Here is a 13868-nt window from a genome sequence, read left to right as displayed (position 1 = left end):
CTTCTCCTGTGGATTGCCCCGATGACCGATGTCTCTCGCCGTACGCTGCTCGGGGCCAGCCTTGCTGGTGCGGCATTGTCCGCGTTTCCCGCAGCGATCGCGCGGGCGGCGGCGATCGCGCCGGACGTGAAGACGGGCTCGATCATGGATGTTGAACACGTCGTGATCCTGATGCAGGAAAACCGCGGCTTTGATCATTACTTCGGGTCGCTGCGCGGCGTCCGCGGCTTTGCAGACCGGTTGCCGATCCCGGTCCCGTCGGGGTCGGATGCGACGAAGCCTAACCCGGTCTGGTATCAGCGCGACCGGACCGCACCCGGCGGTGCGCGCACCGTTCTGCCGTTCCACCTCGCCACGCGCACCAATTTCGACCTGATGCGGATGGAGGGTACGCCGCATAGCTGGCCCGATGCGCAGCGCGGATGGGACGAGGGGCGGATGGCGCACTGGCCCGAGGCGAAGAGCCAGCGCGCGTTGGGGCATTACCGGCGCGAGGACATCCCGTTCCAATTCGCGCTCGCCGAGGCATTCACGGTCTGCGACGCGTATCATTGCTCGGTCCAGACGGGCACGAACACAAACCGCCTGTTCCTGTGGAGCGGCACCAACGATCCCGGCGGCACGCTGGGCGGTCCGGCGATCGGCAATTCGCACGATAGTTTCCCCGCGGACGGCGGCGCTGCCGAGCCGTATCGCTGGACGACGGTGGTCGAGCGGTTGCAGGCGAAGGGCGTCGACTGGCGCATCTACCAGGACATGGCGGACAATTTCACCGACAACCCGCTGGTCGGTTTCGCTACGTTTCGCGACGCGCACCAAGGTGGCGGCGACGCCGTATTAAGAGATCGCGCGCTCACGACGCGCGGACTGGACGTCTTGCGCGCCGACGTGCTCGCCGGACGACTGCCGCAAGTGTCCTACGTCATCGCCACCGCGAAGGGCTCCGAGCATCCCGGCCCGTCGAGCCCGGCGCAAGGCGCCGCTTACACCGCCGAAGTGCTCGACGCGCTGACCGCCGACCCCAAGGTCTGGGCGCGGACGGGGTTGCTCGTCATGTTCGACGAGAATGACGGCTTCTTCGATCACGTCCCGCCGCCGGCGCCACCCTCGCATGCCGACGACGGCACGGTCCTCGGCGGATCGACGGTCGATCTCGAGGGCAGCTATCACCGCCACCCGAGCAAGGGCGATGCAGCGCTCGATCTCCCCGCCTATCGCGGCCGGGCTTATGGGCTAGGCCCGCGCGTGCCGATGTACGTCGTCTCGCCGTGGAGCCGGGGCGGGTGGGTCAATTCGCAGGTGTTCGATCACACCTCGGTGATCCGCTTCCTCGAACGCCGGTTCGACTTCCACGAGCCCAATATCGCACCGTGGCGCCGAGCGGTATGCGGCGACCTGACCTCGGCGTTCGACTTCACCGCTGCGGATCCCGCCCCGTTTGCCGCCATGCCCGATCCGCGCGTCGATGCGGTGCGCGCGGCGGCGATCCCCAGGCAGATAAGCCCCCAAGCGCCGCTCGGGGTAGCATTGCCCTGGCAGGAACCCGGCATTCGCCGCGCTCGCCCGCTGCCCTATGCCTTGACCGTCGACGAGGCGATCGTCGATGGCGCGATCCAGCTTCGGTTCGCTGTCGATGGTGCCCAAGCTGCGGTCTTCCACGTCTACGACCGGACCGACCTGACCCAGGCGCCGCGCCGTTTCACGGTCGAACCCGGACGTGTACTGGACGGGCGCTGGGCGTTCGACGGCGAGGGGCGCTACGACCTCTGGGTGCTCGGCCCGAACGGCTTCCACCGTCATTTCACGGGGCATCGTGACGACCCGGCGCCCTTATCCGGCCTCGTCTGGCGCGTGACCGACACCGCGATGACGTTGCACCTTCCCAACGGGCACCGCACCCATAAGCTGGTCGCGCATGTTGAACGCGTGGGCGCGAAGACCGCGGTGACGCTGGCCGAAGCGCAGAGTAGCTGGTCGCTGAGCAACAGCTATGGCTGGTACGACATCACGGTCGTTGCCGGGACGGTCCCGAACTATCTACGCCGGGTATCGGGGCGGATCGACGCACCCGGTCGGATGACGTGCAGCGATCCGTTCGTCACCGCTCGGCCGGTCTGACTTCCTTTCCGTTAGTCTCGGCGAGACCATGCACCGCGTCGCCGTACCCCCGCTGACAATGGTGGGACGGTACCGACCTGGTGTTCTGGCGAGATGGCGCTCCACTCGATGCGAATGTCAGGTTTGGGTCAGCCGTCCCCTGGCTCGTGCGTGTCACTAGCATGTCGAGCCTGGAACAGCCTTCGCCCTTCCGTGAAGTACACGACGCCCAGAACCGCGACGCCGATCGCCAGGTATCCGATCGCTAGCGGATAGGTCGTGCCGTCATAGGCCTGCCCGATGATGGAGCCGACGATCACCGCCCCGACGCTGGTGATGAAGCCCTGTATCGAGGATGCGGTACCGGCGATGTGTCCGACCGGCTCCATCGCCATGGCACCGAAGTTCGACCCGCACAGTCCTATGCACGTCATGCTGAGTGCCTGGAACAGCATGTACGTCCCCAGCGATTCCCGTCCGACGCCGATCACCACCAGGTGGAGCAGCGACAAGGCGATCAGGGCGAGCAATGCGGACTGCGAGATGAGGCGGGTGCCAAGCCGCTCGACGAGGCGGCTGTTGGCAAACGATGCACAGGCCATCGAGAAGGCGCAGATGGCGAACAGGATCGTGAAGCGTTCGCCCGCATGGAACTCGTCGACGAATATCTGCTGGGCGGAGGACACGAAGGCGATGATGCCGCCAAACGTCATCGACGCCGCCACGGCATAGCCCGCGGAGAACCGGTTCGTCAGCGTCAATCGGTAGGCGCGGCCAAGAGCGGCTCGCGACAAGGGGGAACGGCGTTCCACCGGCAGCGATTCACGCAGGCGGAGCGTGGACCAGGCGAGGACGACCGCCGCAAAGGTCGCCAGCGCATAGAAGATGAAGCGCCAAGGCCCGAACGCGAGCAGGACCTGGCCGAGGCTCGGCGCCATGATCGGCACCAGGAAGAAGATCATCTGGGCGACGGAGAGCGTGCGCGCCATCTGGCGGCCCGAATACCGGTCCCGCACGATCGCGACCGCGAGTACCCGCGTCGAGGCCGACATGAGGCCCTGGAGCACGCGCGCGCCGAGAAGCGCGGAGAACGTCTGCGAACCCGCGGCGAAGATGCTGGCCGCCACGAAGCCGGCTAGGGTGATGAGGAGGATAGGTCTGCGGCCATATCTGTCGGCAAGCGGGCCGTAGACGAGCTGTCCGGCACCGAAGCCCAGCATGTAGACCGTGATGATCCACTGCCGGTGGTTCGCCGTCGTGATGGCAAGTTGATGGCCGATGTCGGCGAGCGCAGGCAGCATCAGGTCCACGCCCAAAGCGTTGACCGCCATCAGCGCGGCGACGAACGCGACGAATTCGCCAGCGCGCATGGAGGTGGAAGTCTGCTTATCGATCATGGGGCCGTCATCTAGGACAGCAATTCACCAGTGACCATGCCTGCCGGCACGCTCGAAGCAACCTCTGTGACTGGCATCGCCGATACCAGTCACAGAGGCTACATACGATGGCCCAAGGAACGGGCTTCGCCGATCACGACGCTCACCCTATTTCCGGACCGCCACCGGTACATCGATCACTTTTCCGCGGCGGCCGCCGCCACCGTCGATCCGGTCTGCTTCGGCTTGACGTAGCTGTCGAGCCAGTCGGTCATCTGCCACAACGTCTCCTCGGTCGATTCCAGCGCGCGATAACCGTGCGGCTCGTTGGGCAGGACGACGTAGCGTACCGTCGCGCCGTTGCCCTTCAGCGCCGCGTACATCCGCTCGGACTGGATCGGGAAGGTGCCGCTGTTGTCGTCCGCGCCGCCATGGATCAGCAGGATCGGCGCCTTGATCCTGTCGGCGTAGGTGAACGGGCTCATTCCCGTATAGGTCGGCGTCGCCTGCCAATAAGTGCGCTGCTCGGCCTGGAAGCCGAACGGCGTCAGCGTGCGGTTGTAGGCGCCCGATCGTGCGATGCCGGCGCGGAACAGATCGGTATGCGCGAGCAGATTGGCGGTCATGAACGCGCCGTAGCTGTGCCCGCCGACCGCCATGCGGCTGCGGTCGCCGACACCGAGTTTGACCACCGCGTCGACCGCGGCCTGCGCATCCTGCTGTAGCTGTTTGACGTAGGTGTCGTTGGCCTCCACGCCGCCCTCGCCGATGATCGGCATCGAGGGATTGTCGAGGATCGCATAGCCCTGCGTGAGCAGGAACAGATGACTGATACCGCGCGGGCGGACGAACCGGTTGCCCTGATCGACCGTCTGGCCGGCGACCTTCGCGTCGGTGAACTCCGCCGGATACGCCCACAGCAACGTCGGCAGCGGCCCGTCGCGTTTCGCGTCATAGCCGGCGGGCAGATACAGCGAACCCGACAGCGGCAGTCCGTCGGCGCGCGGATAGGTGATCGTGCGCTGCGTGACGCCGGCAAAGACCGGGGCAGGATCGGCGAAGGCGGTAACGGCCTTGGCGCCGCCGCCCTTCACGCCGCGGATCATGTAGTTAGGCGCTAGCTTCGCGCTTTCGCGCCGTGTCAGGATTCGCTGGCCGCGCTCGTCGAGCAAGGCGACGACCGTTTCGTAATAAGGCGCCTTGGCGGTCCACAGTCGCGTGTGTTCGCCCCCGGCCAGCGGCATCGTCGCGAGGAAGGGGAACGCACCCGCTTTGGTCGCGCCGTCGCCGGTGACGTACACGCCGTCATGCGCGGGCGTGAAGCGCATCACCGGTTTGCCGGCGGCATTGTCTTCGACCATCGGTTCGCCGGGATCACCGTATCGGTCCTGATAGTTGAGCGTCGATATCGTCCGCGTCTGGCCCGGTCGCGATGGCGCGACGGCCAGGCGATGCTCGGTGCGCGTACGCCACTCGCGGTCGACGACCACCGCGAAACCGTCGTCGCCCCATAGTGTCTCCGCATAACGGGCCGGGGTCTGCGCGAGTTCGACCGGTGCCGCATCGAACGGCGCGGGCTGCATCATCACCTTGTCGTGGAACGCGATCTTGGCGCGCGGATTGCCGCCGTCGAGTGCCTCCGCCCAGACCAGCGTCGCCGGTGCGTCGGACCGCCACATCGCCTCGCGCGGGCCCTTGACGGTGGCGTCGAAATCGACCGGCAGATCGTCGGCGAGCGGGCGATCGACCAGTGTCTTCACCGGTTGGCCGCCGATCGTCGACACTGCGATCTCGGTCGGGAAGAACCTGGCGGGCAGCAGATAGGAATACGGCCGCTTGAGCCGCTCGGTCAGCAGGTAGCGACCGTCCGGGGAGACGCTGAACTCGGTGATCAGACCCGGCGTTCCGATCGACTGCGCAGCGCCCGCGAGATCGATCCGGACCAGCTGGCCGGTGAAGTAATGATCGAACAGCGCCTCGTCATGCGCATCGCCGAGCAGATCCTCGTAGGTTCGCGCCGCCGAGGTGCGGCCGGCGCTTTCCTGAATCACCGGGCCGGTGGGAGTGCTGCTTGCGACGGGCGCGGCGCCGCGACCGGCGGGCACGGTATTGGCGACCAGCGTCTTGCTGTCCGGCATCCAGGCGAAGGGCGTGCCGAACGTGCCGTTCAGCCCTTTGGCAACGGCGCGGGCGTTGCCGTCGCGCTCGGCGATCCATAGCGACAGGCCGTCGGCCTCTTGCGCGTAGAAGGCGACGCGGGTGCCGTCGGGCGACCAATCGGGTGCGGCGAAGCGCAAGCCGGCGGGCAGCTTGACCGCGACGGTCCGGCCCGAGCCGACGTTCTTGAAGCTGAGCGCGTTCAGCCATTGCACGCGGACCTCGGCCTGGCCGTTGGTGGCGGGATCGATGCGGTAGCCGCCCAGCCGCAGGATCGGCTTAGACAGATTGGCGATCGACGGCAGGTTCTCACGCCCCAGGATCGCGAGCGTCCGGTGATCGGGACTGACGGTGACGAAGGGGGTGGGCGGCGTCTCCAGCGCCTTGGCGATAGCATCGGGCGCGCGATGATAGGCGCTGCCGCCGGGCGTCTGAGCGGCGGCGGCGGTGGTGAGGAGCAGGGCGATCAGACAGGCACCGACGCGCATTCGAATTCCTTTGTCTCTGTCGCCAAGCCGTTTGGCGCCCGGGGTCTGCAGGGGCCAACGACGATGCGAAAGGCCAGAGCTTACGAGAGTTTCGTCGTGGAGCAAGGTGTTGGACCGACCTTGGGGTCTCCACGAACCCGAATGAACGAGTGGCTGCCGGCGTGGCGTCGCTAAGGGTTGGTGAGAGGCTGCGGCGGAGCTGTGCCAGCCCCGCCCCAAAGGCAGTAAGCGTCACAAATCTGACCGCATTGAGTGTGCTAGCAGGCGTGCATGAACTATCTCATGCTAGCAATCGCGATTGTCTCCGAGGTTTGTGCCACGACCGCCATGAAGCAGTCGAATGGTTTCACCCGCCTGCCTTGGACGGTCGTGACCGTCATCGGGTACGGCATTGCCTTCTACTTCCTGTCGCTGACCCTGCGTACGATCCCGACAGGCATTGCATACGCGATTTGGTCAGGCGTCGGCATTGTCCTGATTTCGGCCGCTGCATGGGCGTTCCAGGGTCAGAAGCTCGATGCCGCTGCTGTGACCGGAATGGGCCTGATCGTCGCCGGTGTCATCGTCATGAACGTGTTCTCCAACGTTTCGAGCCACTGAGAGTGGCTGCGACTTTCCGAGCTTGCGACTATCCGGGAACCAGCGAAACCTATCGCAGGTTGCTCCGTGTACGAGGCGTTGCGATTTTGCGGGAAGGTATCCGGTGGCACAGGAAGTCGAACTGAAGCTGGTATTGGATGCCGCGTCGGCCAACGCCTTTACGGGGTCCGACTTGGTCGATCGCCCGGCGAGTACGCGACAAATGCACGCCGTCTATTTCGACACGCCCGATCTGGCGCTTTCGCAAGGTGGCGTCTCGTTGCGCATCCGCCGGTCCGGCGACACGCTGACACAGACGATCAAGGTCGCGGATGCGAAGGCGGCGGGCCTCTTCGCGCGGTCCGAATGGGAAATGGAGGTGTCCGGCATGACACCGGTCGTCGACGATCGGACCCCCATTCCGGCGCTGCTGGGCGACGAGGCCGGCACCGTCGCTCCGATCTTCACGGTCGCTGTCGAGCGCCTGACGTGGATGGTCGACTACGGCGAGGCGTCGATCGAACTGGTGTTGGATCGTGGGTACGCCGCCGCGGGTGATCGTCAGTCGCCGGTCTGCGAGCTCGAGTTGGAGTTGAAGCGGGGAGAGCCCGCCGCCTTGTTTGCGCTGGCCAAGACGATAGCGGCACATTTTCCGGTCCGCCTGGGCATCGTGACCAAGTCGGAGCGCGGCTACGCCCTGCTTCGTCCCATATCCAAGGCATGCAAGACGGAGCGGGTCGCGCTCAGCCGGACCGCATCCGCGGCGGATGCTTTCGAGGCAGTCGCCGGCTCGTGCATACGCCAATACCGCCTGAACGAGACTATCCTGCTAGACCAGGCCGACGCCGAGGCACTGCACCAAGCGCGCGTGGCGTTGCGTCGGCTGCGATCCGCCTTCTCGATCTTCAAGCCCTTGCTCGACGGCGACGAGGTACCGCATTTCCGCAGCGAGTTGCGCTGGCTGGGCTCGGTGTTGGGCGAAGCGCGCGACCTGGACGTGTTGCTGGCGAAGGCGAAGCCTGGCGCCTCACTGTTCCAGGATCTCATCCGGGCGCGCGATGCCGCCTATGCCGCGGTCGACACCGCGCTGAGCTCAGACCGGGTTCGCGCCCTGTTGCTCGATTTGACGGAGTGGCTGGTATGCGGGGCATGGCACACCGCCCCGTCGATGCGCGATGCTCTGGACGCGCCGGCAAGGCAGTTCGCGGCGGAGACGCTGCACAAGCTGCGTCGGCGCGTCGGCAAGCGTGGTCGATCGCTTCCCACTCAGGCGGACGAGGAACGGCATGAAGTCCGCAAGGCCGCCAAACGGCTCCGCTACGGGGCGGAGTTTTTCGGCTCCCTGTTCCCGGGCAAGAAGCGTGCGCGGCGCTACGGAAAGTTCTTGAAGTCGCTGGAAAAGCTGCAGGATCAGCTCGGCGCGCTTAACGATATGGCGACGGCGCCGACGGTTCTGGACCGGCTGGGCCTGCGGGACGAACCCGGTGCCAGGAGCCTGTTGGCACACCGCAAGAAATCGAAGATCATCGACGCCGCAGCCGAGGCGTACGACGACCTCCAGGATCGCAAGACGTTCTGGGGTTAGCGCCGGACGATTGGCGCCCGGTCGGACGATCGCGTCGGACGCGGCCGAGCCTAGGCCGGCCTACTTCACCTTTGCAGCCGACACGAAGAATGGCGGAAGTTGTTAAACGCCGCACAGATTTGTCGAATTGCCCCAAGGACGCTGTCCCCGTCGTGTAAGAATACGGCTCTAAGCGGCCCAGCATAGCGTCTGGAGCATGTGTTGAGCTAGCTGCGTGACATCGATCGGTGGTTTCTCGCAGAGGTGCTACCGCATGCGCCGGCCTATCGCGCGAAAGCGGCGTATCTGTGCGGCCGCGACAATGCCGAGGATCTGGTTCAGGATGCCTATGCGCGGGTCCTCAAGACGCCGGATTACCGCGCGATCGTCACGCCGCGCGGCTTCGTCCTGACGATCGTGCACAATCTTGCGCTCGAACGACTGCGTCGCGCGAACGTGGTGCGGATCGACATGCTCGCGTCGCTCGACATGCTGGGTGTCGCGGACCCGGCGCCCGACGCCTTTGCAATCGCGTCGGGGCGATCCGAACTGCAACGCCTGCTCGACCTGATCGACACGCTGCCCGCGCAATGCTCGCGCGTCCTGCGCATGCGGAAGGTCGAGGGGATGACGCCGGGCGCCATCGCCGAAGCGCTTTGCATATCGGTCTCGACCGTGGAAAAGCACATCGCTAAGGGGCTGGCGCTCATCACGAGAGCCCGGCGCGATAACGAAGCGCAGGCGGAGGAAGCGTGCCAGGCCGTTCCGACATTCCGCAGCGTCATGCCGACCTGACCGACGAGGCTGCCGGCTGGCTGGCCGCGCTCGACGCGGGATCGGCGGATGTCGCGGCATTCGAAGCGTGGCGCGACGCCGACATTCGCCATGCCGTGGCTTTTGCGGAGGTCGCCGGGACGTGGCGCGATCTCGATGGCCTGCGCGGCACACGGGGCGAGACGAGGGCTTCGCCTGAAGCCCAGCCCGCGGCGAAAACCGTCGCGCGGCCGAACCGGCGCCAGCTCCTACGTGCTGCCGGCTCGATCGTCGGTGTCGCGGTGGTCGGCGGGGGAATCGCCTACCGCGCTGCGGCGCGCGATATGGCGGAGACGCGGGTCGGTCAGCGGATGGCGGTCGCGGTGACGACTGGCATCTCGCTCGATCTGAACACCGATAGTCGCGTCTACTGGCGGACGGGTGCGCCTGCACGTCTCTGGCTCGATCGCGGCGAGATTGCGCTGCGGTTGGCAGCCGACAACCGCCTGCAGTTGTTGACGCCGGGGGGGCAGTTCCAGCTCGACCCCGGTGCGTACAACGTCCGGCTGCGCGGTGCGGGGTGCGAGCTGGCGGTGCTGACGGGCGGTATCGCCGATGGATCGACGGTGCGCATCGGTGCGGGCGAAGTCGCGCTCGTCACGGCAGGGCAGGTCAGTGTCCAGGCGCGCGACGATCTCGGCGGGGTCACGGCGTGGCAGCACGACACGTTGGTGCTCAACGGCGAAAGCCTCGACTATGCGGTCGCGGAGATGAACCGGTATCTGCCTAACAAGATCGTGATCGGCGATCCCGCGCTGTCGCGGCTCCGTGTGGGCGGCAGTTTCGCGACCACCAGGCCGGCGGAATTCCTTCGCGCGCTGCGCAGTACGTTCGGCATCCGCGCGACCGCGGGCCCGTCTGGCGGGATAGTCCTGACCCGCGCATAAAGTTTATTTTCGCGGTCGATGGCGGTTTGTCCGCGCTCATCCATCCCTGGTCCGTCACACGGTGCGATGCGGGGATTTCATGTTCAGGTTTTTGACGACGACGGCCATCGTGGCGGTGGCGATACCCGTTGCCGCCAACGCGCAGGCGCAGGCGACCAGCGTCGCGTTCGACATCAAGGCGTCCGACACGGCGACCGCTATCAACGCGTTCGCCCGGCAAGCCGGCGTGCATGTCAGCTTTCCCTACGACGCGATCGCCAATCGTCGTTCGGCAGCGTTGCGCGGTCGGTTCACGCGCGGCGAGGCGCTGCGCCGTCTGATCGCGGGGCAGGGGCTGATGATCGCCGAGGAAACCCCCTCGATGATATCGCTGAAGGTCACCTCGGTCGAAACGCCGCAGGACTCCACCGATGCTGCGACCGCCAGTACGCCCGGGCAGGATATTGTCGTGCTCGGCCAAGGCCAGTCCCGCCAGGTGCAGACGGTGTCGGCCAAGGCGATGGCGAAGCTGACCGGCGGCTCGTCGCCGTTGCGCTCGCTCGGCAGGTTGCCCGGCGTGAACTTCGACTCCTCCGACGCACACGGCACGTACGAGGCGGCGACTCAGCTCTCGATCCGCGGCTTCCTCACCGACCAGATGGGCTTCACGCTCGACGGCGTGCCGCTCGGCAATATGCAGTACCGCAACAACAACGGCCTTTCGATCAACCGTGGGCTGCTCAGCGAGAACAATGGCGCCGCGACGCTCGCGCAAGGCAGCGGCGCGCTCGGCACAGCCTCGACCAGCAACATCGGCGGCACCGTCGATTTCACCTCGATCGACCCCACCGACAAACTCGGTATCGATCTCGAGCAAAGCTACGGCAGCGCCAATTCGTGGCGCTCGTTTGCCCGCGTCAACAGCGGCGAGCTGCCGTGGGGCGGGCGACTGGCGGTGTCCTACGCGCATGACCGTCAGGGCAAATGGCGTGGCTGGGGCAAGCAGGTGCAGGACCAGTTCAACGCGAAATATGTCCAGCCGCTTGGCGACGCGGTCAAGTCGACCACGTTCCTCAACCTGATCGACCGGCGCGAGGACGATTACAACGACGTCTCGCTCGCCCGCCTCAAGACCTATGGCTACAGGTTCGACAACATCCGCGATTTTGCGCTGGCCGAGCAACTCGCGACGATCGTCCAGAACGGCGGCACCCCGCCGGCACCGTTCGCAGCCGCGGACGATACGATCTATCAGGGCGGCGGCGTACGGCGCGATCTGCTGGCGTACGAGAAGCTCGACTATGCGCTCGGGGCCCGGCTGAGCGGTTTCACGACCGGCTACATCCATCTCGACAAGGGTATCGGCACCTATGCGAGCCCCTACGACGCGACGCCCGCCGCGTTTGGTGGATCGCCCGTCTCGGTGTCCGCGCTCCGCTACGCGATCAACCGGAAGGGCGTGATCTCGGGGCTCAAGTTCGCCGCCGGCGATCACAAGATCGAAGGGGGCATCTGGTACGAACGCAATGCCTTCGATCAGGGTTCGTATCTCTACGGCCTGCAGAAGGGCGTCGCACCGAGCGAGTTCCAGCAATTCTACACCAATCCATTCAAGACCAATTTCTACAACGAATACGTCACGAACACCGTCCAGCTCGATGTCAGCGACACGTGGCAGGCGACCGACGCGCTGCGGCTGAACGCGGGCGTGAAGGGTGTGGTCTCGACCAACCGCGCGCACAGCGTCGTTAGCACCAAGCCGATCGACGGTTCGATCCAGGCCAAGAACTGGTTCCTGCCGACCGTCGGCGCGCTCTACACGCTGGACGAGAACAACGAGGTGTTCGCGGACTATACCCGCAACATGGCGGCGTTCGTCGCGTCGACCTCCAGCGGCCCGTTCTCGAGCAGCTCGCAGGCCGGGTTCGATTTCATCCGCAGCGACCTTAAGCCCGAGATGACCAACACGTTCGAGGCGGGCTATCGCTTCCACGATCGTAATCTTCAGCTCTCACTGACCGGCTATTACGTGAAGTTCTCCAACCGCCTGCTCGCCTCGTCGATCAGCGCGACCATCGTCGGCAACCAGAACGTGCTCCAGAACGTCGGCGGCGTCTCGTCTAGGGGCGCTGAAGCGGCCGCCAACTGGAAGTTTGCGCGCGGCTGGTCGCTCTACGGCAGCTATGCCTATAACGACGCGACCTATGACGACGATGTCCAGCCGCTCGGCGGCGCGCTCGTCGCCACCAAGGGCAAGCAGGTCGTCGCGTCGCCCAGGAACGTCGGCACTGCCGAGCTCATCTACGACGACGGCACGATCTGGGGCGGGGTCAACGCGCATTACCGCAGCGCCCGCTATTACAGCTATCTCAACGACGCAAAGCTGCTCGGCGCGGTCAACGTTAACCTGTCGGCAGGCTATCGGTTCAGCCGGATGTTCGACGTCCAGTTCAACCTGACGAACGTGTTCGACAAGAAATACATCGCGTCGACCGGGACCGCCGGTTTCGTCACGTCCGATCCGAACGGCACGTACACGGCGCTCCAAACCGCCGCCCCGCGCCAGGTGTTCGGCACCGTCCGCGTCCAATTTTGACCGTTGCCGCGTGTCGGGAATTCCCCCTCTTCCTCCTGTCGACAGGTGCCCCATGGAACGCCGCAATCTCCTGAAGCTCGCTCTTGGCGCGCCGCTCGTTCCCCTGGGAGCCCGGGCCGCGGCGACCGAGCCGGTACGTGGCGGCGACAGCTTCAGCTTCGCGTTCGTGGGCGATTGTCACATCCGGCCGGAACTGGGCGCGGATCGCGCTTGCGCGCAGTGCTTCGAGCAGATCTCCGCATCGCCCGTCGATTTCGTGATCCTGGGCGGCGACCATGTCGAGGATGCGCTCGAGACGGGGCGGGAGCGTGCGACGCTGCTGATGGATCTCTATCAGCGCACCGAACGCGCACACCTGCGCAAGCCGATCCACCACGTCATCGGCAATCACGACTGCCTGGGCGTCTTCCCCAAGAGCGGCATCGATCCGTCGGCGCCCGATTACGGCAAGCAGTTCTACATCGATCGGCTCGGGCCGCGCTATTACGCGTTCGACCACAAGGGCGTGCATTTCGTCGTGCTGGACTCGATCGGTCTGACCGCCGACCGCAATTACGAAGGCCGCGTCGACGCCGTCCAACGAGCATGGTTGCGTGCGGATCTCGCGGCGCAACCCAAGGGTACGCGGATCGTCGTGGTGACGCACATCCCGCTCGTCACCGCGATGCAGTGCTACGAACCCGAATCCTGGCTCGACACCCCGCACAACTGGACGTTCGTCGTCAACGGGCGGGAAGTGCTGCGCATCCTTCGCGACTATGATGTGCTCGCCGTGCTCCAGGCGCACAGCCACGTCTATGAGCGGATCGAGCTCAATGGGATATCCTTCATCACGACCGGTGCCGTCGCCGGCGCGGACTGGCGCGGATCGTTCCTCGGCACGCCGGAGGGGTATACCGACATCACGATCTCCGGTCGCAAGGTGGAAAGCCGGTACAGGACCTATGGCTTCACTAGTGTCGATCGACAGGACGTGCCGATCTGAGCCCAGCGGATGAGAGGCCATACGGGCTTTCCAAATTCAACTTCGCCGCTCGGAACCCAGCTTGGAATTTCTGTGAGCCGCGCGATTGCCGCGATCTACCGCGATTTTCGCAATTGCTCGAAGAAGCGACTGAGGCTGACGATCAGGCGCACGGGTTTTGTCAGGTCGTTTGCCCGCCCACGTCGTCCGCCGTTTAAGACGAATGGACGTCCCGTTTCGGTAAGCGTCCGGTAGCTGCTGAGAGTCCGGTTGTGTGAAGGAAATCGGGCATCGGTAGATGTACGATATCCTCCAAAGCATGAAGCCGCGGGCCGCAAATGCTGGTCTATGGGTTTTTCGGTTTTCGC

9 protein-coding genes are annotated in these 13868 nt (G+C 65.5%); 7 read left to right on the top strand and 2 right to left on the bottom strand.

What is annotated here, in order from left to right; all coding sequences use genetic code 11:
• Positions 1 to 21 precede the first annotated feature (21 nt).
• Complete coding sequence (locus tag C8J45_RS16615; RefSeq protein WP_107964237.1) at positions 22 to 2118, top strand: phosphocholine-specific phospholipase C; 2097 nt, start codon at positions 22 to 24, stop codon at positions 2116 to 2118.
• A gap of 128 nt (positions 2119 to 2246) precedes the next feature.
• On the opposite strand, the gene C8J45_RS16610 is transcribed toward C8J45_RS16615, so the two are convergent.
• Together C8J45_RS16610 and C8J45_RS16605 are read right to left on the bottom strand one after the other, a co-directional pair.
• On the bottom strand, positions 2247 to 3467 hold the full coding sequence (locus C8J45_RS16610; RefSeq protein ID WP_107964278.1) for a multidrug effflux MFS transporter: 1221 nt from the start codon (positions 3465 to 3467) through the stop codon (positions 2247 to 2249).
• A gap of 203 nt (positions 3468 to 3670) precedes the next feature.
• On the bottom strand, positions 3671 to 6118 hold the full coding sequence (locus C8J45_RS16605; RefSeq protein ID WP_107964236.1) for a prolyl oligopeptidase family serine peptidase: 2448 nt from the start codon (positions 6116 to 6118) through the stop codon (positions 3671 to 3673).
• Between the two features lie 270 nt (positions 6119 to 6388).
• Between C8J45_RS16605 and C8J45_RS16600 the strand changes: the two genes are divergently transcribed.
• The 6 genes from C8J45_RS16600 (at position 6389) to C8J45_RS16575 (ending at position 13521) form a co-directional block, all read left to right on the top strand.
• Positions 6389 to 6718: a multidrug efflux SMR transporter gene (locus C8J45_RS16600; RefSeq protein ID WP_107964235.1), complete on the top strand. Its 330-nt coding sequence runs from the start codon at positions 6389 to 6391 to the stop codon at positions 6716 to 6718.
• Positions 6719 to 6821: 103 nt separating this feature from the next.
• Positions 6822 to 8282, top strand: a complete 1461-nt coding sequence (locus C8J45_RS16595; RefSeq protein WP_107964234.1) for a CHAD domain-containing protein — start codon at positions 6822 to 6824, stop codon at positions 8280 to 8282.
• A gap of 243 nt (positions 8283 to 8525) precedes the next feature.
• Entirely contained in the window at positions 8526 to 9056 is a 531-nt protein-coding gene (locus C8J45_RS16590; RefSeq protein WP_181321251.1) for an RNA polymerase sigma factor, read from the top strand.
• Entirely contained in the window at positions 9014 to 9961 is a 948-nt protein-coding gene (locus C8J45_RS16585; protein ID WP_107964232.1) for a FecR domain-containing protein, read from the top strand. Before C8J45_RS16590 ends, C8J45_RS16585 begins: the two co-directional genes overlap by 43 nt.
• A gap of 79 nt (positions 9962 to 10040) precedes the next feature.
• Positions 10041 to 12536, top strand: a complete 2496-nt coding sequence (locus tag C8J45_RS16580) for a TonB-dependent receptor (protein WP_107964231.1) — start codon at positions 10041 to 10043, stop codon at positions 12534 to 12536.
• 52 nt (positions 12537 to 12588) lie between these two features.
• Complete coding sequence (locus C8J45_RS16575) at positions 12589 to 13521, top strand: metallophosphoesterase (protein WP_107964230.1); 933 nt, start codon at positions 12589 to 12591, stop codon at positions 13519 to 13521.
• The last annotated feature ends 347 nt before the right edge of the window (positions 13522 to 13868 follow it).

The sequence above is a fragment of the Sphingomonas sp. PP-CE-3G-477 genome, assembly GCF_003050745.1.
In the GTDB taxonomy this organism is placed as follows: domain Bacteria; phylum Pseudomonadota; class Alphaproteobacteria; order Sphingomonadales; family Sphingomonadaceae; genus Sphingomonas.
Note: the sequence above shows the minus strand (reverse complement) of the source record. Positions and strands in the feature narration are given on the sequence as shown.

Excerpts from the sequence above, each read along its gene's own strand:
- C8J45_RS16600 (WP_107964235.1), top strand. The coding sequence starts at position 6,389 with ATGAACTATCTCATGCTAGCAATCGCGATTGTCTCCGAGGTTTGTGCC.
- C8J45_RS16580 (WP_107964231.1), top strand. The coding sequence starts at position 10,041 with ATGTTCAGGTTTTTGACGACGACGGCCATCGTGGCGGTGGCGATACCC.
- C8J45_RS16575 (WP_107964230.1), top strand. The coding sequence starts at position 12,589 with ATGGAACGCCGCAATCTCCTGAAGCTCGCTCTTGGCGCGCCGCTCGTT.
- C8J45_RS16610 (WP_107964278.1), bottom strand. The coding sequence starts at position 3,467 with ATGCGCGCTGGCGAATTCGTCGCGTTCGTCGCCGCGCTGATGGCGGTC.
- C8J45_RS16605 (WP_107964236.1), bottom strand. The coding sequence starts at position 6,118 with ATGCGCGTCGGTGCCTGTCTGATCGCCCTGCTCCTCACCACCGCCGCC.
- C8J45_RS16615 (WP_107964237.1), top strand. The coding sequence starts at position 22 with ATGACCGATGTCTCTCGCCGTACGCTGCTCGGGGCCAGCCTTGCTGGT.